The sequence below is a fragment of the Pedobacter sp. KBW01 genome (assembly GCF_003852395.1).
Lineage (GTDB): Bacteria > Bacteroidota > Bacteroidia > Sphingobacteriales > Sphingobacteriaceae > Pedobacter.
This window is the reverse complement of the sequence record NZ_QAJQ01000040.1, coordinates 26,619-49,263: the sequence shown is the minus strand read 5'-3', so window position 1 is coordinate 49,263 and position 22,645 is coordinate 26,619. Positions and strand designations below refer to the sequence as shown.

At 39.9% G+C, this 22,645-nt stretch carries 13 protein-coding genes; 11 read left to right on the top strand and 2 right to left on the bottom strand.

Annotated elements, in window-relative coordinates; genetic code table 11:
* Positions 1–6 precede the first annotated feature (6 nt).
* The 11 genes from DBR40_RS25865 to DBR40_RS25815 all read left to right on the top strand — a co-directional run bounded on the left by DBR40_RS25865 (position 7) and on the right by DBR40_RS25815 (position 19,256).
* On the top strand, positions 7–3,177 hold the full coding sequence (locus DBR40_RS25865; RefSeq protein WP_124562626.1) for a SusC/RagA family TonB-linked outer membrane protein: 3,171 nt from the start codon (positions 7–9) through the stop codon (positions 3,175–3,177).
* Between the two features lie 40 nt (positions 3,178–3,217).
* Positions 3,218–4,711: a RagB/SusD family nutrient uptake outer membrane protein gene (locus DBR40_RS25860; RefSeq protein ID WP_158674143.1), complete on the top strand. Its 1,494-nt coding sequence runs from the start codon at positions 3,218–3,220 to the stop codon at positions 4,709–4,711.
* A 4-nt stretch (positions 4,712–4,715) separates the two neighbouring features.
* Positions 4,716–5,435 (top strand): fasciclin domain-containing protein, encoded by a 720-nt coding sequence (locus tag DBR40_RS25855; RefSeq protein WP_124562624.1) that lies wholly within the window; start codon positions 4,716–4,718, stop codon positions 5,433–5,435.
* 32 nt (positions 5,436–5,467) lie between these two features.
* Complete coding sequence (locus DBR40_RS25850; protein ID WP_124562623.1) at positions 5,468–7,171, top strand: DUF5008 domain-containing protein; 1,704 nt, start codon at positions 5,468–5,470, stop codon at positions 7,169–7,171.
* A 23-nt stretch (positions 7,172–7,194) separates the two neighbouring features.
* Positions 7,195–8,955, top strand: a complete 1,761-nt coding sequence (locus DBR40_RS25845; protein WP_124562622.1) for a LamG domain-containing protein — start codon at positions 7,195–7,197, stop codon at positions 8,953–8,955.
* A 12-nt stretch (positions 8,956–8,967) separates the two neighbouring features.
* Entirely contained in the window at positions 8,968–10,905 is a 1,938-nt protein-coding gene (locus DBR40_RS25840; RefSeq protein WP_124562621.1) for a M60 family metallopeptidase, read from the top strand.
* 19 nt (positions 10,906–10,924) lie between these two features.
* A complete protein-coding gene (locus DBR40_RS25835; protein WP_124562620.1) occupies positions 10,925–12,622 on the top strand; it encodes an alkaline phosphatase family protein in 1,698 nt (565 codons plus the stop codon).
* Between the two features lie 239 nt (positions 12,623–12,861).
* Positions 12,862–16,026, top strand: a complete 3,165-nt coding sequence (locus DBR40_RS25830; RefSeq protein WP_124562619.1) for a glycoside hydrolase family 2 TIM barrel-domain containing protein — start codon at positions 12,862–12,864, stop codon at positions 16,024–16,026.
* 125 nt (positions 16,027–16,151) lie between these two features.
* The gene (locus DBR40_RS25825; protein ID WP_199748431.1) at positions 16,152–17,354 is read left to right on the top strand and encodes a glycoside hydrolase family 27 protein; all 1,203 of its coding nucleotides are present in this window, start codon (positions 16,152–16,154) and stop codon (positions 17,352–17,354) included.
* Between the two features lie 38 nt (positions 17,355–17,392).
* The gene (locus DBR40_RS25820) at positions 17,393–18,916 is read left to right on the top strand and encodes a M60 family metallopeptidase (RefSeq protein WP_124562618.1); all 1,524 of its coding nucleotides are present in this window, start codon (positions 17,393–17,395) and stop codon (positions 18,914–18,916) included.
* A gap of 37 nt (positions 18,917–18,953) precedes the next feature.
* Positions 18,954–19,256: a hypothetical protein gene (locus DBR40_RS25815; protein WP_124562617.1), complete on the top strand. Its 303-nt coding sequence runs from the start codon at positions 18,954–18,956 to the stop codon at positions 19,254–19,256.
* A gap of 550 nt (positions 19,257–19,806) precedes the next feature.
* Here the strand turns inward: DBR40_RS25815 and DBR40_RS25810 are convergent.
* Both DBR40_RS25810 and DBR40_RS25805 read right to left on the bottom strand, forming a co-directional pair.
* Positions 19,807–20,433: a M23 family metallopeptidase gene (locus tag DBR40_RS25810; RefSeq protein WP_124562616.1), complete on the bottom strand. Its 627-nt coding sequence runs from the start codon at positions 20,431–20,433 to the stop codon at positions 19,807–19,809.
* 338 nt (positions 20,434–20,771) lie between these two features.
* Positions 20,772–22,583, bottom strand: coding sequence for an IucA/IucC family protein (locus tag DBR40_RS25805; protein WP_124562615.1), 1,812 nt, complete (start codon positions 22,581–22,583; stop codon positions 20,772–20,774).
* Positions 22,584–22,645 lie beyond the last annotated feature (62 nt).

Sequence of the window (22,645 nt, the reverse complement as noted above, 5' to 3'; positions counted from 1 at the left end):
TTTCCAATGAAGTATTTTTACACCATAGTTATTTTATTGATTTTTGGTTTCCAGAATTTAGCTATTGCCCAGCAACGCATTGTTGTAACAGGGACAGTTATTGATGGCTCATCAAAATCAAAAGAAACGATACCCGGAGTTAGTGTTACCAGCGGAGGCAGTTCGTTAGGTATTACCGATAATAACGGTAAATTTAGGGTAACGGTAGCTAACAACGGTTCTTTAACCTTTAGCTATGTAGGTTACGAACCTATCACAGTTAAAGTAAACAACCGTACCAATATTTCGGTTACCATGGGGGTCGATAATAAAACCTTAAAAGAGGTAACAGTTACAGCTGGTTATCAAACCAAAACAAAAACATTGATGACCGGCTCTGCTGTAACCATTTCCGGAAAAGATATCCAGGGACAACCAGCCAGTGATGTAATGTCGCTATTACAAGGTAAGGTGGCAGGTTTAAATATTCAAAACAATACAGGTTCTCCTGGTTTTAGAGGTAGCGTAACCATACGTGGTATATCTAATATCAATGTTTCGGGTTCTGGAAGTTCTTCTTTCTTAACACCTACGTCGCCATTATTTGTAATTGATGGTGTACCGGTAGATGATAATACCGATTACTCATATGGTTTTCAACAAGCAGGCCCTGGTGTTTCGCCAGCTTCTCAAATTCCACCAGAGGATGTTGAAGATATTACAGTATTAAAAGATGCTGCCGCTACAGCCCTATATGGCTCAAGGGGAGCATATGGTGTAATTTTAATTACCACTAAGCGCGGTAATTCAAAAGTTCCGGTAGTGCGTTATAATGGTTCAGCCTTTATGTCAACCGTTCCGCAATTGCGTTCAGTTATTGGTGGTAAAGGTGAGCGTTTGTTAAGAGTTGATCAGATTTTACGTTATGATACAGCTTATAATCATGCCATCGATTTAATAAACTCTACACCATTTTTATCTGATAGTTTAAATGCCTATTACAATAACTCAACAGATTGGCAGTCTTATTTTTATCGACCCACTTTTAACCAAAACCACAATTTAAATATTTCTGGTGGCGATACCAAGTTTAACTATAAAGTAGCCTTAGGAATTTACGATGAAAAAGGTATTCAACAGAATACAGGTTATTCTCGTTATAACCTGAACATGAATATGATTTATGCACCTAGTCGAAAGTTTAAACTCGAAGGGCAGTTAAATAACTCTATACAAAATCAGCAAACGGGAAGTGGGAACGGACTCCAGAACGCTGGGATTGCGAAAGGAGGAAGCTCGTCTTCCTTACTGCCAGCCCCCTCGCTCTACTCATCTGTTGATGCAGTACTGGGGGCACTAACTACCGATAACGATAATAAGGTATTAAACACTACTGCAACCCTAAATGGAGAGTACGAAATTGTACCGAATTTAAAATTGGGTTCTTATTTAAGCTATACCGGAAAATCGAGTACAAAAGATAATTTTTCACCGGCGGCATTAAATTCAAACCAGGCAGAGTACTATACCTATAATGATAGGGCTACTACTTTATACAACCGTAATCAACTTTCGTATGTATATTCATTAAAAGAGGCTGGCGAAGATGCACACAACTTTTCAGTTTTTGCCTTCTCTGAGCTAAGAGCTTCTTTCTTTAAATCGGATGCAATATTGAACGATCGCGTAGTAAACGATCAGTTAAGAGGGCCGTTAACCAATATGACCGATTATCTGACTTCAAAAGGGGGAACAATTGGTTATACCGATTTAAGAAGTATTGCTTTTGCCGGTGCTTTCTCTTATAACTATAAGCAGAAATATGTAATCGACCTTAACTATCGTGTGGATGGACTTTCTACCAATGGACCAAATGCCGGTTACAAGAAAAACCCTGCGATAGCAGTAAAATGGAACTTTGATAGAGAAGCATTTTTAAGCAATTTGAAATTTTTGGATTATGGTGATATTCGTTTAAGTTATGGTTCCAATATTACACCAAATGGTAATATTTATCAGGCATATGGTAAGTATTCTGGCGGCGGTCGCTATAACAATAGCAATACTGTAATATCAGATTTAGAGTTTCTGCCAAACTTAACTTTAGAGCCAACAAAAGCCACAACTTATAATGCAGGTTTTGATGTTGGTATCTTAAATGGAAAATTCAGTTTGTCAATGGATGCTTATTATAAACAAACAGACAACATTTTCAGAGAAAAAAAGCTATCTGTTGCTAATTCATTTGATAAAATTGGTTCTACAGAAATTAGTAATGTTAACTACGGATGGGAGTTTCAGGCAACAAGCCGCCCGTTAAACGCTACCAGTCCGTTCAAATTAGCTTTAAGTGCGAATTTGGCGATTAATAGAGAGATTTTGGCAGCATTGCCTGATGGATTAAGAGAACAAATTTATTACGATGCAGCTTTAGGTCAGGATACTTATTATCGTTTGGGTATCAATTCACTATCTAATTACCTGTACAATACGAAAGGTGTTTACAGTACCAATGCTCAGGTTCCGGTTGATCCGCTTACTGGTTTACCATACCGTGTAGGTGCCAATGGTAAATTAAATTATTTCAAAGCCGGAGATCCTATTTTTACTGATTTAGACGGTAACTATGTATTAAACGAATATGATAGGGTAATAGCAGGTAACTCGCAACCGCAAATTACAGGTGGTTTTACCTCGTTGTTTCAGTATAAGAACTGGAGTTTGGAGGTTAATACATCTTTTACACTTAAGCGCGATATCTTAAATAACAGTTTGGCAGCTCAGTTTGCCCGTTTCAACACTCCGCTGGGTAATGACAAAGGTGAAATAGGTGGTTTGGTTCCGCTTTCTGAATATAGCTATTGGGCAGCGCCGGGCGATATGGCCATGTATGGTAACCCATTAGATTTTGTTAGGGCAAAACTATTAGATCCATATAGATCTAATCAAACCCTGTTTCAGGAAGATGGATCGTATTTTAAATTAAACTCAGTAAAAGTGTACTACATGTTTAATCAAAAATTCACACAAAAATATGGTATGAACAGAGTAAGTGTTAACCTAACTGCTTCTAACTTAGGTTTTATAACCCGTTACTCAGGCCCAAATCCAGAAAATGTTACCTCTTTAGGAAGAGATGACTCTGGAGGTTACCCAATTTCAAAACAATTTGCATTAGGCTTAAATATTGAATTTTAAATCGGATATGATGAAAGCGAAAAATATAAAATATTTACTAATGGCTACTTTACTATTATTCGTAGCCCCAGGGTGTAAGAAGTTTCTTAATGTAGAACCTATTGATGCATTATCTGGAAACAATTTTTGGCAAACCAAAAAGGATGTAGAAGGTTTTACCAACGGTATTTATTCCAGGTTGAGAAATAAAATAGGCTCGAGTGTGATTATGCCAGCGCTCGACGTTCGTGCGAATTTCGTAACAACAGTTGGTACAATTGATAATAACGGAAACAATGTTTTCAATAACTTAATAGCCAATAACTTAAAGGCTGCTGTGAATGGCAGTACCACTTATGATGGCAGATTAAGGGGGATTATGGATTGGAAAGCCTGGTACGATATTATTGCTGCCAGCAATATCCTGTATTATGAGGTAGATAATGTTCCTGGTAACAACCTATCAGATAGCGAGAGAAAAAGGTATAAAGCCGAAGCAGTATTTACGCGTAATTTAAGTTACATGTTTATCTGCAAACTATTTGGCGATGCCATTTACTATACCGAAGCTTATAATAGTAAAGCGTTGCCACGAAGCCCTCAGGTTGAAGTAATGAAAAAATGTATTGCAGATATGAATGCTGCAAAGAACGATCTTCCCGAATCATATACAGATGCTTCTTTAGTTGGTATAAGACCAACTAAAGCAAGTGCAGTAGCTTTATTGATGCATTTAAATATGTGGGCAGCTGCCTGGGATACCGGAGATAAGACTGGTTATTATAAGGCAGTGTTGGCACTTGGAGAAGAGATGGCCACTTATAAAAATTATACGGTGTTGCCAGTTACTGTAGAAAATACCAAACGGATTTTTAAAGGGCGTTCGAGCGAAAACTTATTTAGTATTTTGCAGGATTACAATTATGGCGAGATATTCTCAAGCTTTTCCAATTATTCATATTTCTTTTCTCATTACCCTGTTCGTGGTGCTACAACTAAAACCACCAGTTTTATGGCATATGAAAAAGATTACATCAATAAACTGTTCCCTGCCGGTGTGCCCGATGCAAGGATAAGCACCTGGTTCGAAAATTACGATGCCGGAAATAACACCTTTCAGTTTAAAAAATTCATAAATGTATATTCAACCGGATCAGGGGCAAGTTTAACTGTAAATAGTGATGATAGCGCAATTATTTTCCGTTTGCCCGATGCGTTATTATTAGCGGCAGAGGCTGCGGCAGAACTTGGTGATGATGTTACTGCGAAGACTTACGCTAACCAGGTTAGAGTTGCTGCAGCAGCCCCCTTATTAATCTCAAACGGCGAGGAATTGAAAAATGATATTTACAAAGAACGGTGCCGCGAATTAATTGGCGAAGGTCAGTTCTTTTTCGATCTCGTACGCACAAAAAGAGCTATAAGTACTGATTACTCTAAAGCGGTAATCAGTGTGTCTAACTTTAACAACGGTGCGTGGACCTGGCCTTTACTCATCAGTAGCGCTGAGCGTACGGCTAATCCATATTTGATAGGTAATAATTTTTGGAATTAAGAAGATGAAAATACAAAACATAAATAAAGCATTTTTATTGGTAATGGCCAGCGTGCTCTTCATGCTTGCAAGTTGCAAAAAATACTATTTTGATACAGGCGTGCACGATCCAAAGTTTAATGGAAGCAGTTTGCAGTATATGAAATCAAAGAAACCTTTCTTTGACAGTACTTTAACAGTGATTAATCTGGCAGGTATGAATGATGTGCTGGATAAAGAAAATGTAACCTTTTTTGCACCACCAAGCGGTTCGGTTTTTAAAAGTATTAAAAGATTGAACGAGTATTTGAGAATAAATGGGAAAGATACCGTATCGCAACTTAGCCAGATAAAACCCGAAGTATGGAGAAACACCCTTTCACAATATATTTTTAAGGGTTCCAACTTGTTAAAAGATTATCCGCAAAGAGATACGCTTTCATACATTGCTTTTCCCGGTCAGAATTATACTTCCTATAATGGACGTATCATGAATGTTGGTGCAATTTTTAGCGATGCAGGAGGGGTGAAATACGCAGGTTACCGTCAGTTATTTTTGGCCTATATTCCGGATTTATCAAATCCGCAGGTAGCGCTGCAAAATAATCCGGTGGCCACGTCCGATATCCAGACTACAAATGGCGTGTTGCATGTATTAACCAAAATTAAACATAACCTCGGTTTTAATACCGATACTTTCATCGATCAGGTAGTTGCAGCGGGCATTTTACCGCCTACACCATAGCTAATTATTTATTTATATTAATTAATAGATACATGTTAACAAACATAAAATATAGAACAGGCTTATTGGTAGCAATGGTAATTTGCCTTGTTAGTCTGATGGTTTCTTGCGAAAAAAGCAAGGGACTGGCCGATGATCCTTACGCTGGTGGGAAACAGGTATTGGGTATAACTTTTATCTCAAAAACTACCGACCCAGATATCGTAACCGCTGGCTCAACCCTAAACCTTCAGGTAAATGGATTAATGAAGTATAAAGATAACTTTAAGCTTTATGTGAATGAGATCGAAGCCGAAGTATTGAATTATACCGACAGTACAATTCAGTTTAAGGTTCCTTTAACGGCCAGTACCGGCAGTGTTTGGATTACTTCACAGGGACAAAGTTTTTTCGGGCCAATTGTTAAAGTTGGTGGAAAAGTAGCAGTAGATCCTACCTTTAAAATTGTAAATGGTGCCAGTTCAGTTTCTGCATTCGGTATAAATACAGTTTACGATGCCGAAAAACTACCTTCGGGCAGGTTTTGGCTTACTGGCGGATTTACTACTTTTGAGCAGAAAGGGTCATTATTAACACCTAATGGAGGTATAGTTCAGGTAGATGCCGACGGGGCTTATATTACCAACGATATTAACTTTGGGAAAGGAGTTGCCGGAGGCTTTGGAATTATAACCTCAATTAACAGAATATCAAGTGGTTCTCAAAATGGTAAATTTATAATTGCTGGCAGTTTCTCTTCGTATAACTCTTACCGTACTAACCGACAAACACTTAGCAATATTGCCCGGTTAAATGCAAATGGTACTTTAGATACCATCAAAACAGCAGATAAAGATGCTCAGGGCAATTCATTGGTGCCTATTGTTAATCCTAAACCAGGCGAAACCTGGAAAAATGGTGATACTGTAGCAGCCTTCAATGCTGGTGTAGATGGTTTTGTAAGAAAAACATTTATTTATGGCGAGCAGATTTATATCGTGGGTAATTTTCAGAATTTCAGAAGAATGTATTATCCAAATTCCAGTTACGATGAGAAGGTATATGATATAACCAAAATGAAACAAATGGTGCGGGTTAATGCAGATGGAACTATGGATTCTACCTTCCATTATAATAAGAATACCCGCCAAAGTGCTGCGGCTGGAAACGGGGGGATTATCGATGCCATGATGCAGACAGATGGAAAACTTATTTTGGTTGGATCGTTTACATCGTTTAACGGTGTAACAGCTAACCGGATTGTACGTTTAAATTTAGATGGTTCTGTAGATCAGTCTTTTAGTGCTGGTAATGGAGCTGATGGCGATATTTATTCGATCAGATATAATGCTACAACCGATAAAATTGTAGTCAGTGGTAACTTTAGTATGTATAACGGAAAAGCCTCTTCCGGCATAGCTTTGTTAAATTCAAACGGGTCTGTAGTTAGTACTTTTAACGGCTCGACTATTACAGGTGGTATTGCCACTTTCGCTGCTCAGCTTAACAATGGTAAAATAATAGTTGCTGGTTCATTCAATAAATATGCCGATTATTTACGTCAGGGCTTTATGATATTGGAAGCCAACGGACAGTTAGCTGTTGGCTACAACAATACAGGTGGTTTTCAGGGTAGAGTTTACGATATGATTGAAACCCCGGTAACCAATGGTTCGCAGGTTATTTTAGTTGGTGATATTTTTAGATTTAACTCTATGCTGCCACATAACGTACTTAGGCTAGTCATTTCTAATTAACTGTACACTTTAATTTTATAGATATGAAAAAAAATATAAGATCAGTTTTTAACATAAAAACGATAAGTGCAGCATTCCTTTTAGGGTTTATTTTACTCCACTCGGCCTGCAATAAAAATTTTGATAATGTTTTGCCTAAATCGTTCAGAAACGATACACTTGGCTTAGGCAACAATTCAAAAAAAGTGTTATACATTATACTAGATGGTGTAAAAGGTTCAGTAGTGAGCAGTTTAGCACCAGCCAACCTGACACAAATTACCAACAATGCCATATTTTCTTATGATGGCGTTGCTGATTATCAGCGTAACACCATCACCAACGCAGCAGCATGGACTACTATGCTTACCGGCGTTGATTATACCAAACACAATGTAAGCACTGAAGCTTTTACAGGGTTGAATTTACAAACCACACCAACGTTATTTAGTGGAATAAAATCAAGTTTGGGAAATGTAAGGACAGTTTCTTTAGCTTCAACAGCTGCATTTAACGATAATCTGGCCGCTGATGCTACTGTTAAACAAACCCTGGCCGATGATGCCGCAGTTAAAACTGCTGTTATTGCTGAGCTAGGAGCTGGTAATCCTTCATTACTGGTGGCACAATTCCACAGTGCAGAAGTGGCAGGTATGGCGAACGGCTATACAGGGTCTACAACAGCATATACAACCGCAATTAATACACTAGATGGTTATGTAGGAGAAATTTTGACTGCTTTAAGGGCTAGAAAAACCTATGCGCAGGAAAGCTGGTTAGTAGTGGTAGCTTCAAACAAAGGTGGTGCTGCAACTTCAGGTGGTGCACCAGGTTCGAATATTTATGCAGACGATTCGCGTAATACTTTTGTAGCTTTTTATAACCCTAAATTTAAACCGAATGCCATAAATAAGCCTGATGTAACTAACCTGCCCTATGCAGGAGTTGGCGCAAAGTTTAACGCAACCAATGGTGCGGTACAAAGCGACGCCAATTTTTTAAATTTAGGTACAAATATAGAGGCTACAATTCGTTTTAACATCCGCTGGGATGGAAGTGCTGGTAATTCAGGTTACTGCGCAATTCTTCAAAAAAGAGGCCTTACCAACGGAATTACCGGAGGAGTACCTGGATGGGCCTTTATCAAAGATGATGGTGGTATTATTAGTTTTAACGCGAGTTTCACAGGAACTACGGGTAATAGCCAGGCAAAGGGGCCAACATCTCAAAAGCTTGATGATGGAAAATGGCATGCTGTTGCGGTAAGATTTTTTAATAATGGTGCAACCCATACTGCAAGTATGTTTGTTGATGGTATACCTGCGCAAACTGCTAATTTAGGCCTAACTGCAGGCAATGGAAATTTAAATAGCCCATCACCTTTACAATTTGGAAAATATACTAATGTTGATTGTTTTATAACCGAATTTGCGGTTTACAATATAGCTATTCCAAATGCCGATATCATTGCAGCCAGTAAAAAAACGCCGTTAACACCAATTACTGATCCATATTACAATAATTTAGTAGCTTATTTTAAAACCAGTGAAGGTGTTGGTAATGTATTGAATGATGCCTTAGGTAAAGCTCCTGCAATGAATTTAGTAGGGGCAGCCAATTGGACAAATTATGCCGATATTTCTCCAAATCTCTCTCCAGCTATATCCGAGGCGGCTTTTAAAGCTGTTCCAAATGGTGTCGATATTCCGGTGTTAATCTACAATTGGTTAAATATTGCGGCACCTGCTCAATGGTCTCTAATGGGGAAATTTTATGCCCCGGTTGTTTCTTATCCAACCAACTAATTTAAATTGTATATGAAAATTAATCATTTCACTATATCATGCGCTGCAGCCTTATTATTAAGTCTGGCAGCTTGTAAAAAATATGGTTACAATATACCAGATGGCTATCCTGATGATTCTCAGAATGTGGCAGCAGGTAAAATTGATACCAATATGAAGATAATCGATAAATCGATGTATGCAAAAGCTAGGGTGTTCCCGGGGCTGGTTGATCAATCAGAGCCTCGTGTTCAAAATGCCAAGTTTACCTTAGATTTAAACTTTACCGATCAAACCGCCGATAATTTGCGTATACAGGTAGCGCCTGAGCCACAATACAGTACGGGATATTATGCCGCACCTGGCGAACTGGTTAAAATCGATGTTCCGGCAGGTATTGAAGGTTTAACCGTTCAGGTAGGCGGGCACACCGATAATCTTTCTGGTAAGTCTCCCTTATTGCGCGATCCGGTTATTTACATGCGCCAGCAACTGTATGCTGGTGCAAACTATGTACGTAATTTATATGGTGGTACCATTTATATCCGTGCAGGCAGGGCCTATCCAAACCCGGTAGAGTTTACCATTACCAATGCCTGCGTTTCTCCCGATTTTATTCTCGGCCAAACAGTAGATGCAGATTGGGTAAATAAAGTAAAAGCTTCTCAGGTGCCTTGGCTGGAATTGCGTAGTAAACGCGTAATTTTCCTGGTGCCAAGAGATAAAATTGTAGCAACATTTAGCTCATCAGAGCCATATACTAACCCAACAGTAGCATTGGGCAAGTGGAACGATGTATTCGATTTGGATTACAACGCCTGGATGGGTTTATCAGATAATGCAGCTGATGCAAAAGACAAAAGCCCGCAAGGGCCATGGCGAGGAATATTAGATATTCAGTTGTCAGCAGGTTACGGCCATAGTGGTTTCCCTTTTGTGGGTTTAAATGACAATGAATGGTTTAAAGGTTTTACAAGTCTAAAAAATATTACCACCAGTGCAGGTCAATGGGGTTCTTATCACGAGTTTGGGCATAACTGCCAGCAAACTAAAGTTTGGAGCTGGAGTACTTTAGGCGAAACCACCAACAACCTGTTCAGTTTTAAGGTTGCCAATAGGATAGGAGCCGATTATAACATTTTGCACCCGGCAGTTTCAAGCGGTTTCCCTCAGGCCATCACTTACGCTACTGGTACAGGAACCAAAAATTTTGATGCAGATGGGGCGATGAACGATCCGTTTAAACGGATGACACCGTTTGTACAGATTTTCGAAAAATATGGTTATGGCGCAATGACCTACCTTTATTCGGAGGCCCGCCACGCTGCCCGCTTGAATACTAGCGATATTAGCATGCATAATTTTGTATACGAAAAATTATCAGATTATACACAAACTGACTTGGCTCCGTTTTTCGATGCATGGGGTATTTCTATTAGCGATGCAGTGGTAGCTAAATTAGCAGCCAAATATCCAATTTTAACCAATCAGATTTGGACCTATAACCCTTTAAATAAAACTGGCGGTACTGCAGCTATTTCTTATGCACCGGGTGTAACTGTAAGTTCTAACCAGTCAAACGAAGGTAGTCCTGCTGCAATGCTCGATAATAATACAGCAACCTATTGGCATTCGCAATATAGTCCGGCACCAAGTGCTGCACAAGGTTACCCATATACCATTGTGTATAGCGAAAATAAGAGAATGACAATTAAGGGAATGTATTTCGTTCCAAGAAATTCTACAGCCCAACGCGTAAAGAACATCGAAATATTGGTAAGTAGCGATAACGTTAATTTTACCAGCGTTGCCACAACACAAATACCTAATGCGTTTTCGCGTTACGACTTTACCTTTCCAAGCGGACCTGTTTTTGGTAAATTTTTCAAAGTTTTGTTGAAAGATGGATGGAATACACCGGTAGCCTCATTTCCGTATGCAGCTATGGCTGAGTTAGGTGTAATTAAATAACCCTCTAAATTTAAAGAAGATGAAGAATTCAAATAAATTTAAAAATATTATCGCTGCAGCTTTATTTATTCCTGTAGCTTTTACAGCCTGTAAAAAATACGATAACCCTCCGCCAGTATTTGAAGAGCTAAAACCACTTAATAGTATTCAGCGAAAGGTAATCTTAATCAGTATTGATGGGGTTACAGGTAGTGAATTAAAGGCTATTGATGCACCCAATCTTGCTGAACTGCAAAAAACATCAAAGTATTCTTTCGAGGTGCAAAAAAGTGGGGTTGGTAACGACGTAGCTTCGTGGGTAACCATGGTAACAGGAGTAAGTTTTGCTAAGCATTCTATAGGAACCGATAATTTCGAAAGAATACAAGATCCTAACGGCGATGATCATGCAGAAATTAAATCGTATAGAAATGTTCTGGATTACATTACCCAGTATAAGGCTACAAAAACCGCAGTTATTACACCTTGGGATAATTTGCGCAAATATTTAAGAAATGCTGATTTTTCTCCTGTGGTAAGCACCGATTTAGCTGTTAAAGACAGTACGATTAATGTTTTAACTAAACAGGATGGTGTTGGTGCAGTTATGGTTCACTTCAGAGATGCAGAAACGGCAGGAGGCAATGGTGGCTTTGTGGCAAGTAATGCCAATTATAAAAATGCCATTTTAAAATCTGATGAATATGTGGGCAATATCATAACTGCTTTAAGAGCAAGAAAAAACTATGCAAAGGAAGATTGGTTGATTATTCTTACTACAAATCATGGTGGTAGTAGTGTAAATCCGCAGTCGGGATTTTTGATCGCTTCGAATAAAAATTTTAAACAAGAAGAGATAAAGAAAAGAGGATTTAACACACCATTGTTTAACAGTACCAGTATAGGTGCACAGGTTAATAATGATAATGGTTTATATGATTCTGGATCGAATAAGGATTTCACTGTTCAGATGCAAGCTAAATTTAACAGCGAGAATTATTATGTAGGTTTCTTATCAAAAAGTACCCTCATTAGTGGTAGTACACAAACTGGATGGATGTGGTTTCAAACCGATTCAAAAAAGTGGAATGTTTCTTTTGGAGGTACAAATAACGGTTCAGGTACTGGTAGGCAAGAGGTTAATGGAGGAGGTATAGTTTTCGATGGTGCATGGCATACTTTAACCATGACGGTTAAATATATTAATACCACCACCAGAACGGTTACGTTGTATACGGATGGAGCACAGAACGCAAGTATAAATATCAGTGCTCATAAAAGTTTATCGACTTCTGAAAAGTTAACCCTGGGTTATAAACAGTTTTCGGGCGGTACCGGTTTAAGTTTTCAGGGAGCAGAGTTAGCTTATTTCAATGTCGCGTTAGATGCAGCAACGGTTCAGGCAAATGTGGCCTTAAAAGACATTACCAAACACCCGAACTATAGCAATTTAATTGGCTATTGGCAAAATAACGAAGGAACGGATGCTTACCTGGCAAATAAAGCACCAGGAGGCTACGACATGGCGCTTTACGGGCCGTTTACCTGGAAAGCCATGGGAACAGATGTACCACCATCGGTAACGCCTGATGCAAATGCAGCAGGTAAATCCATAGCACTTACACCGGCAACTGTTAGTGCAAATATGTTGTACTGGATGAACATTAAAATCTTGGCAGATTTTGGCATTGATGGTAATCCTTTCTTAAATCAGTATGAAATAGAATTCTTAAAATAGTAGTTAGTTTAGTTAGTGAAACCCTTGCCTCCGGAGGAGGCAAAGGGTTTTTTCTGTTTAAAGGGATTTTATAAGCGCATTAATAGTATAATTTCTACACCTTAGTACTAATCAATTCCAAATAACGTAACCGTTCAGTAACATATTTAAAACTCAAACGTTTGCGCTAAAATATGCTTACCATAATCACCCAATCATCCGTAATTTGGATGCACAAAACCTAATATTATACACACACAATGAAGAGAAAATTAACCATTTTATTTACCTCATTATGGGTAGCCGGTCAAGTTGGTGCACAACAACTGCCAGCCGAGCTGCAAACACCTGAAGTGGTTTCGGTAAACCGTTTGCCTATGCGGGCCTCGGCCTTTGCTTTCGAAAGCCAGGAGCTTGCCGCTAAAAGAGCTAAAGAAAAATCAGCCTACTTTTTATCCTTAAACGGAACCTGGAAATTTAACTGGGTAAAAGACCCACGTAAACGACCAACAGATTTTTATAAGGTAGATTTCGACGATAAGGGATGGGATAACTTTAAAGTACCTGCAAACTGGGAAGTAAACGGTTACGGGCTACCTATATATGTGAATCAGCCATACGAGTTTGCCGGTAGGCAGCTTACAGGTAACCGCATGAATCCGCCTTTCGATATCCCGGAAGACAACAATCCGGTAGGTTCATACCGCAGAAAAATCAATATCCCGGCTAATTGGGGCGATAAGCAGGTATTTATCAGCTTAGGAGCAGTTAAATCGGCCTTTTATATTTGGGTAAATGGCAAAAAAGTAGGTTACAGCGAAGATAGCAAGCTGGCAGCCGAATTTGATATCACCAAGTACGTAAAACCAGGCGAAAATACAATTGCCCTGCAGGTGTACAGGTGGAGCGACGGCAGTTATTTAGAGTGTCAGGATATGTGGCGCATCTCCGGTATCGAGCGTGAAGTGTATCTGTATGCTACCCCGAAACTGGATATCCGTGATTTTAAAGTATCAGGTACGCTCGATGCAAGCTATACCAACGGACTGCTGAATGTTGATTTAGCCGTTCAGAATTATAAAATAGATCAACGCACCAACCACAGCCGACCTGATAGTTTTTATGTAGCACTCGATCTGGTAGATGCCAAAGGAAATAACGTGTGGAAAGAAGCGGCCAAACTGCAAAAAGTATTGGGTAACTATAAAACCGATCTTAATTTCAAGGCACAGATTAACAATGTTAAAAACTGGTCGGCAGAAGTACCTTATCTATATACCTTATACATCACTTTAAAAGATAAAAACGATAAAGTAATCGAAGTAATTCCACAGCGTGTGGGCTTCCGTTCGGTAGAAATTAAGGGCAGCGATTTACTGGTTAATGGTAAGCGTGTATTTTTAAAAGGCGTAAACAGGCACGAGCACAATGCCACTCAGGGCCATACTTTAACCCATGCCGATATGGAAAAGGATATGGAAATGATGAAAAAGCTGAATGTAAATGCCGTGCGTCATTCACATTACCCGCCCGATCCCTATTGGATGGAACTTTGCGATGAATATGGTTTGTACGTAATTGATGAAGCCAATATCGAATCGCATGGCCGTTATTACAGTCTGGAAACAACTTTTGCCAACGATAAACAATGGCGCGTTCCACACCTGGAGCGCATTACCCGCATGTACGAGCGCGATAAAAACCATGCTTCGGTTATTACCTGGTCGTTAGGTAACGAAGCGGGTAATGGCGTTAACTTTTACGAAGCTTATGAGTGGTTAAAAGCCAAAGACTTCCGTCCGGTGCAGTACGAAAGGGCCGAAAATGATTTCAATACCGATATGATTGTACCGCAATATCCTTCGCCAAATTACCTGCCCCGTTATTCGAAACAGGAAAAAGAAACCCGTCCGTTTATCATGAGCGAATACGCACATATCATGGGCAACAGTTTGGGTAATTTTAAAGAGTATTGGGATGCCATCGAAAACAATCCAAAATTACAGGGTGGTTTTGTATGGGAATGGATCGATCAGGCCATCGATACCGTAAAAAACGGTAAGCGTATTATGGCTTACGGTGGCGATTTTCCTTTGAGTGGCCCGGTTGATGAAAACTTTAGCGATAACGATTTTTGTGTTAAAGGCGTGGTTACGGCTTATCGCGGAATGACTCCAATGGCTGTTGAACTTAAAAAAGTACATCAGTACATTAAGACAACTTTTAATGGTACCAATCAGATAAATGTAAATAACAGTTATTTCTTTAAAGATATTAGCAATGTGCAGCTAAACTGGGAGTTGGTAGAAGATGGCAAAGTAGTGCAAACCGGTGTGGTAAATAACCTGAATGTTGGTCCGCGCCAAAGCCAAACACTAACCATTCCATTTAATACGAAGTATGCAAGCGGTAAAGAATATTTCTTAAATGTGCGTTACCGCTTAAAAACAGCCGAGCCATTTTTAGAAAAGGGTTATGAAATTGCTTACGAGCAGATTGCTTTGGCAGGAACACCGAAGGCTAATACCTACACTGCTGGTAAAAAAGCTTTAAAGGTTGAGCAAACTGCCGATCGCGCAATTGTTAAAGGCAGTGATTTTACCATTACTTTCGATCTTAAAAAAGGAACTTTAATCAGTTACCTCTCTAAAGGTCGTGAGTTGTTGGCCGCTGGCCCACAGCCGGGCTTTTACCGTGCACCAACCGATAATGATATTGGTGCAGGTTTAAATACCAGGTTAAGGATGTGGCGCAATGTGTATCAGGATAATGATGCCGCCAATATCAAATCTACTGTAAATTCAACTGCCGATGGCTTTACACTAACCGTTAATTCATCGCTGTTAAAAGGCGATGCCGAAACCACTCAGCAATTTACTGTTCTGGCTGATGGTACCGTTAAAGTTGATAACCAATTTAAAGCAGTAACAGGCAATTACAAAAGTTTAATGCGTATCGGTAACGATTTGCAGTTGAAAAACGAATACAGCAATATTCAATGGTATGGCCGTGGTCCGAGCGAAAATTATGTTGATAGAAAAACGGCTTCCTTAATCGGAACCTATAAATCAACCGTTGCCGATCAGTATTTCCCCTATGCCCGTCCGCAGGAGAGTGGTAATAAAACTGAAGTGCGCTGGGTAAATTTCACCGATAAAGCCGGTAAAGGTTTACGCTTCGAATTTGCCGATCAGTTATTGAGCTTTAATGCACTGCCTTACGCAGTTGAAGATTTAGATCCTGAGGCAGAGAAAAAACAATACCACTCAGGCGAACTGGTAAAGCGTAATCAGATTTATGTACACATGGATTTACAGCAACTGGGTGTACAGGGAATTGATAGCTGGGGCTCTATGCCATTAATCCAGTATCAGATTCCTTTCAAAGATTACAATTACAGCTATTACATTAAACCTATTAAGTAACATAGATGGTCGTCATTCCCAATTTGATTGGGAATCTTAAAACATTAGTATTAAGATTCCTACCTGTGTGAGAATGACGACTGTTCTTTTTTAATGAAATGAAGAACGCGGTATCCAAAGAAAATATGAGATTTATCAAAATCTGTTTTACCTTATTGTTATTTGTCCAAATCAGCTTTGCACAAGAAACAAAATTAGCAGCAACGCCACCTATGGGCTGGATGAGCTGGAATATCATGTCAGAAAATCCGAACGAAAAAGATATTAAAGAAATGGCCGATGCGATGGTAACCAGCGGAATGGTTAAAGCAGGTTATCAATATATCTTTTTAGATGATTGCTGGCAGGGCGGTCGCGATAATAAAAACAACATCATAGCCGATGCTAAGAAATTCCCATCAGGCATTAAAGCGCTGGCCGATTATCTGCACGATAAAGGGATGAAACTCGGCATTTATTCAGATGCCGCTCCTTTAACCTGTGGTGGTTATACTGCCAGTTTAAATTTCGAAGACCAGGATGCCAAAACCTTTGCATCGTGGGGAATCGATTACCTGAAATACGACTATTGCAACGCACCAGAGGATGTAGAAACCGCGAAGAAACGTTATGGTAAAATCGCCCAGGCCTTACGCAAATCGGGCAGGGATATCGTATTGGGCATTTGCGAATGGGGCCCACGCGAACCCTGGAACTGGGGCGCACAAGTTGGCGGCCAAAGCTGGCGTACCACTTTCGATATCAGGGATAAATGGCTGGATACCGAAGGTAAAGGCGGTGTGGGGATTTATAACGTGGTTGATAAAATGGCAGGATTGGCCAGCTTTTCAGGTCCGGGTAAGTGGAACGATGGCGATATGCTTGTAGCTGGTTTGCATGGCACCAAAGGGCCTTCTTCTGCTTTTAATGGCGTGGGTTGCACAAAGGCTGAGTACCAGAGCCAGATGAGTTTATACAGCATGCTTAACTCGCCACTGTATGCCAGTTGCGATATCCGCAAAATGGACGATGAAGCGAAAGCCATTTTTACCAATGCCGAAGTTATTGCCTTAAACCAGGATGCTTTGGGCAAACAGGCCGAACGTAAAATTAAAACCGATACCTGGGATATCTTTGTACGACCTCTGGCCAATGGCGATTTCGCCATCGCTATTTTAAACAAATCAGCCTCAACACAAAGTGCCAAAGTAAACTTTGCAGAACTGGGCCTGGCTAATAAATATGAGATTAAAGATTTGTGGCAACACAAAATTATTGGCAAAAATAACAAGTGGATAGGTGAAGTAACTGCTCACGAAACCAAAGTTTTCCGCTTGAAAAAAGTATAACCTACTTCAAAATACTAAACCATCCCAACTAAAACACAATGAACCAAACACCAATCAAATCAGCATTAACACTCGCACTTATGGCAGGTGGTTTAACTGCTTTTGCCCAGGATGTAGCTAAAGATCCGGCAACTATTGTTATCTCGCCCGAGCATACACTTGCTAAAACTGATACAGAATTTAGGAAAGCCATAGCCAAATGGAGCGATGAAACATTAAAAAGCACCGATTATAAAAGCGTTAAAGCACAGCCCTCTGCTAATATTTTTCCAGGTGCCGTTAAAGAAGGCTTCCAGTTTATCAATAAAACAGTAAGCATCGAGCATAAAAAAATGGCCGATAGTCTGGTCTCAATTGTATCAACCTTGGGTTATTCGGGTTACGATAATGCCACCATGTACAGCACGGGTTTATATGCCAAAGCCGGCGAATACATTGAAATTGACGTGCCTAAAAATGCCGATGTAAGCGAACTTGAAGTGCAGATTGGCGCGCATAGCGACCGCCTGAATTATTGGGTTGCAGGCAAGGAAGATTGGCGCCGGATGCCGATTATTACCAAGAAACAAAAACTGGTAGTGGGCAAAAACAGGTTGGCTTCGCCTTTTGGCGGTTTAATTTACATTGATGTTAAACCGCAGGCTGCCAGCAGAAAAATTGATTTCAAAATTAGTCATGCGGTAGCGGCACCACTTTTTGTTTTAGGCAAAAGCACGCAAAGCGATTGGGAAAACCAGTTGAAGAACAATAAAGCGCCATGGGGAGAAATGGCTACTGAAAATGTAATTTTAACCCTGCCGGATAGTGTTTTGCAAACCATTAAAAAACCTGAAGAGGTGCTTAAACTGTGGGATCTGGTAGTATTGGGTGAGCTCGATCTGGCCAATATGCCTGCTCCGTTTTACCGCGCACAACGCATGGTTCCCGATGAGCATATTGGGGGAGGTTATATGCACAGTGGTTATCCGATCATGATTCACCATTCGCCTTCGAGGCACATGGTTTCTAACGAAATTATGGCCAACCCGGAGTTGCTGATGAAACCTAGTAAAGGTGGCGCAAACTGGGGCTTTTTTCACGAAATAGGGCATAACATGCAAAACTTAAACTGGGTTTTTGGCGGTACAACCGAAGTGAGCAACAACTTCTTTTCGCTGTACATGTTCGATAGATTAATGGGCGGAAGAGACGATTCGCACACAGGTGTATCGAGTGCAAACACACAGAAAATGATGAAAAAATATTTCGCAGAAGGAGCCAGCTACGAAAAATGGAAAAAAGATCCTTTCTTAGGTTTAATCATGTTTCGCCAGATGCAGGAAGGATTTGGCTGGGAGAGCTTTAAATCTTTCTTTAAAGAATATCAAAAAATCGGACCAGCTATAGGCGAACTTAACGATCAGCAGAAACGTGATTTATGGGTTAAAACCTATTCGAACATCGTAAAACGCAACCTTGCGTCATTTTTTAATACCTGGGGAGTTGATATTAGTGAGCAAACCCAGAAAGAACTGGCAGCTTTGCCTGCCTGGAAACCTTTCAATTTTCCGCCGGTAAACTAAGTTTAAAAGCTATTCAATCAAAAATAAATTAACGGGTATGGCTTTAAGCGCAAAAATAACATCAAAAACAAAAGAGCTGAAAATTTATGAGGTTAATCCCATCATTTTTTATTCTGGCGAAGCCGATGAACTGAATATTGAGCTGCTGGAGTTTAATCATGGCGAGCTGATTATCAAATCTTTGTCTACAGCTATTTTAAAAGTGAAATCGCTGGCAATGGCCGACGAAGACTTTACCATAAAATGGAAGCAGGACGCTAAAGGGCTGAGAATTACGCTACCTGATGGACTCATCAATGATGAAAGCAGGGAAAAATGCGTTTTGAAAATTAAGTTTTAACCCGGTTTTCCGAAATTTCACACTTCAAACCTACGAGGTTTTAATGGACACATTGCTCTTAAAACCTCATAGGTTTTTTAGGATTTGGGCTTTTATTCGAAGACCTACGAGGTTTTAATGGACACATTGCTCTTAAAACCTCATAGGTTTTTTAGGATTTGGGCTTTTATTCGAAGACCTATGAGGTTTTAATAAGCATATTGCTTAGAAACCTCATAGGTCTTTTAACCTTTGGATTTTTGTTTCTAGAACTATCAGGTTTTATTGGGCACTTTGCTCAAAAACCTCGTAGGTTTTTAATTATAATCTCTAAAACTTTCTTATTTAGAATTATTCCAAGCCGCCCATGGAGGGAAGCTTTCATACCTTCAATGATTTGGCGCTGCGCACTGCAGGAAGCTTTCATGACCCTCATGATTTGATGCTGCTTGTAGCACGAAGGTTTCTTCGTAATTTAGATATTTGTCGCCAAAAAATAAATCAGAATCCTAAAATTAATCCTTTCTGTTAAGTATAAATGTTGCCAGACTGCTGTAATGGGATACTTTTACTATTTAACATATTCCTTAATAAATAGCTGTGGATTGTAAAACCGCTCGTTCAATTGGCTGTTGGTAAAAGTTAACCAGCTTGCACAGCCGTAATCATCAAATTTCTTCCTGATTTCTAAATGCAGGTGATGATAATCGCCTCCATATTTTTTGCTTTCCTGCGGGGTAAACAGGCGCGCCAGTTTGGTAGTCTGATCTACGTTTTGGCCGTTGCTAACATATACTTCCTTTAAATGTTTATAGGTTGTAAACATCGTTGTGCCATTGGGCAATTTATGTTTCACCACTACAGTGCGCTGGTTTTCGCCTAAATGTATCGAACAAACAGTACCATTAGCCATGGCGTAAACACTAACCAGTTTGCTTTTGGGCTGGGCAGGGTTAATGTCAATCGCAGTGTGGATATGTCCTTTAACATAACTATCGCGGTGATCGCCGAAAATGCTGATAATTTTAATATTGTTTACCTTTTTACGGTTGGCTACATCAAATGGAAGGTACCACTGGTCGGCCGTTCTAGCGGGGCTAATCTCACTGTAATAAGGTTTCCAACGCTCGCGGTCCTTTTCAATAGTTGGTGTTTCAAATAATAGTGCCGATAAAAAGATAAACAAGATACTTTTCATAAATAAGAAATTATAAGGCCAATATAAATATTTTAACGGAATAACTATTAGATTAGTTCATGAAAAATATCCATCACTATTAGCCAAATAGCCTACAGTTCTTTTATACAGGGTTAACGTCTTTTATCAGGCATAGGTAGAGCATAGTTCCAGTATAGATAAAGCATAGATAGAGTATTGCAATAGTATAACAAGCCATATTTTTTCTAGAAGCTTGTCACGTTGAGCCTGTCGAAACGTCTCGCACAGTATTCAGGCAAGTCCTTCGACAAGCTCAGGATGATAATTCTAATATTATGATACAATATCTTCGTTCCGCGTAGTGAAGATTTACCCAATTATGCTAAAACATCTTCCCTCAAAGCCTCCGCTGCCGGATTCACCAACGTACCAATCAATTCCGGTACGGGTACATCAGTACTTTCACTGTAACCATGGGTAAGTAACCTTACTCGGTTAATGCATACGCGGATAAACTCAGGCACAAACAGATCGAATTTTTCGAATTTGGAAGATAATTCAGGATTTTCCTGCTGGAAAGCTAAAATTACATCTGCCACTTGGCGCCAAAACTGCTTCTCATCCAAACCCACATAGCTGTGAAAAATATTGCCCAGATACCTGAAAACGGCATCAAAAATGCCCGAGAGGATAAACAGGGGAGCAAGTTCATCGTTAATTTCTCTTAAAACATCCACCAGGTCTTCTGGTAATTTAGCTTTCGATTCGTCGGTGAGTACAATTTCTTCCACAAAATCTTTGATGATAATCCTTTCAGGTACACCGTTCTTCATAACCAGTATGGTATTTTCGCCATGCGGACTAAAGAAGAAGGCATGTTTGTAAAATATGCGGAGTATGGGTTTTAAGTAAGCCGATAAATAAGCATTTAACCAGATCGCAGCATCCAGTCCCGATTTTTCGATCAATGCCTGCACCATGCTCTTGCCCTGATCATCTACATAAAGCAAGCTGGCCATGGTCATGATGGTTTCGTCTTCTAGTAGGTAATTTTCGGCACTTTCGCGCCAAATAGCACCTAAAAACTCCTGGTATTGGTAAGGGGATCCGGGAATTTCGCTATACTGCGGGTGTGTATAGGCTACGGTAGCCACCTCGCCCAAAAGCACAACGCGGGTTTGTTTCAGGTATTCATCGCCTTGCAACATATCTTTAGCCCATTGGGTTACCCTTGGTGCAATAGCCAGTTTTTTAGGCGATAGGCCCCTGAAAATGGAAGTGTTTAAAATAGAAATGGCCGTTTTTACATAATGTTTTTTAGGTTCGCTTACATTAAAAAAGGTACGGATACTGTTTTGGCACATATACTCATCTGCGCCCAAACCAACTGGTACAATTAACTGGAGGGCAATATCATGCGCCAGTTGAAGCACAATTTTATTGTTCCACTGCCATTCGTGCACCGGGATAAAGAAATAATCGGCAGGTTGCAACTGTTGCTCCAAAAGCACCTGATTAAAATCGTGTACCTGTTTTAAGCTTAGCTCTTCATTGTAGAAAGAAAATGCCGAAATACTTTCAATGCTTTTAAACGATGCCCTGCTATGGTGTACCGCCAGCCAGGCCAGGCGCGTTTTTTGTGCCGCTTCGGGCGCATATTTACCCTGATCGCTATGGTTAAAACCTATACGGCCTTTGTTAATGGTTGCCCATGGGTGACCATCCATTTGGTGTTCTATCGTTTGGTAATCTGCATTGGCCAGTTCATCGGCGCTTAACCTGCCTTTTTCGTGAATGTAGGCATCGGCATAAAGGGTATTTAAGGTTTCTTCTATAAAATGTGCCAGCGTAAAAGGTTTAATACCGAAGGTTTGCTGCAGCTCAGTGTAAAATGCCGGTGCATTATTTACCGCCACGCTTTCACCGTTTACAAATTTTTTAATGCTCTTTTTGTCGATATGCAGGTAATCGAGTGCACGTTCCTGACCCGAAAAGGTGTAGTAAATCGCTGCACTGTCGGTGGCTAAATGGTAATCATTCCAGCCCGGTGTACTGCTGCCTACCAACGCAGGTTCGGCCAGTTTTTCATGCATCAGTTCGACTATCGATTTAGCGATATAGTTGAGATTTACCTTATCCCAGATTTCTTTTTTTAAAGGTTTTATTTGATCAAAGTTGTTGTAATTCATGGTGTTGTTTTTTAATGGTGTTGTTAGTCCGGATTTGCGCCTAGTTAGTCCGGATTCGTAAT

What these genes read in the sequence shown, in the direction of transcription:
- DBR40_RS25865 (WP_124562626.1), top strand. Translation starts at nt 7, where the DNA reads ATGAAGTATTTTTACACCATAGTTATTTTATTGATTTTTGGTTTCCAG.
- DBR40_RS25860 (WP_158674143.1), top strand. Translation starts at nt 3,218, where the DNA reads ATGGCTACTTTACTATTATTCGTAGCCCCAGGGTGTAAGAAGTTTCTT.
- DBR40_RS25855 (WP_124562624.1), top strand. Translation starts at nt 4,716, where the DNA reads ATGAAAATACAAAACATAAATAAAGCATTTTTATTGGTAATGGCCAGC.
- DBR40_RS25850 (WP_124562623.1), top strand. Translation starts at nt 5,468, where the DNA reads ATGTTAACAAACATAAAATATAGAACAGGCTTATTGGTAGCAATGGTA.
- DBR40_RS25845 (WP_124562622.1), top strand. Translation starts at nt 7,195, where the DNA reads ATGAAAAAAAATATAAGATCAGTTTTTAACATAAAAACGATAAGTGCA.
- DBR40_RS25840 (WP_124562621.1), top strand. Translation starts at nt 8,968, where the DNA reads ATGAAAATTAATCATTTCACTATATCATGCGCTGCAGCCTTATTATTA.
- DBR40_RS25835 (WP_124562620.1), top strand. Translation starts at nt 10,925, where the DNA reads ATGAAGAATTCAAATAAATTTAAAAATATTATCGCTGCAGCTTTATTT.
- DBR40_RS25830 (WP_124562619.1), top strand. Translation starts at nt 12,862, where the DNA reads ATGAAGAGAAAATTAACCATTTTATTTACCTCATTATGGGTAGCCGGT.
- DBR40_RS25825 (WP_199748431.1), top strand. Translation starts at nt 16,152, where the DNA reads ATGAGATTTATCAAAATCTGTTTTACCTTATTGTTATTTGTCCAAATC.
- DBR40_RS25820 (WP_124562618.1), top strand. Translation starts at nt 17,393, where the DNA reads ATGAACCAAACACCAATCAAATCAGCATTAACACTCGCACTTATGGCA.
- DBR40_RS25815 (WP_124562617.1), top strand. Translation starts at nt 18,954, where the DNA reads ATGGCTTTAAGCGCAAAAATAACATCAAAAACAAAAGAGCTGAAAATT.
- DBR40_RS25810 (WP_124562616.1), bottom strand. Translation starts at nt 20,433, where the DNA reads ATGAAAAGTATCTTGTTTATCTTTTTATCGGCACTATTATTTGAAACA.
- DBR40_RS25805 (WP_124562615.1), bottom strand. Translation starts at nt 22,583, where the DNA reads ATGAATTACAACAACTTTGATCAAATAAAACCTTTAAAAAAAGAAATC.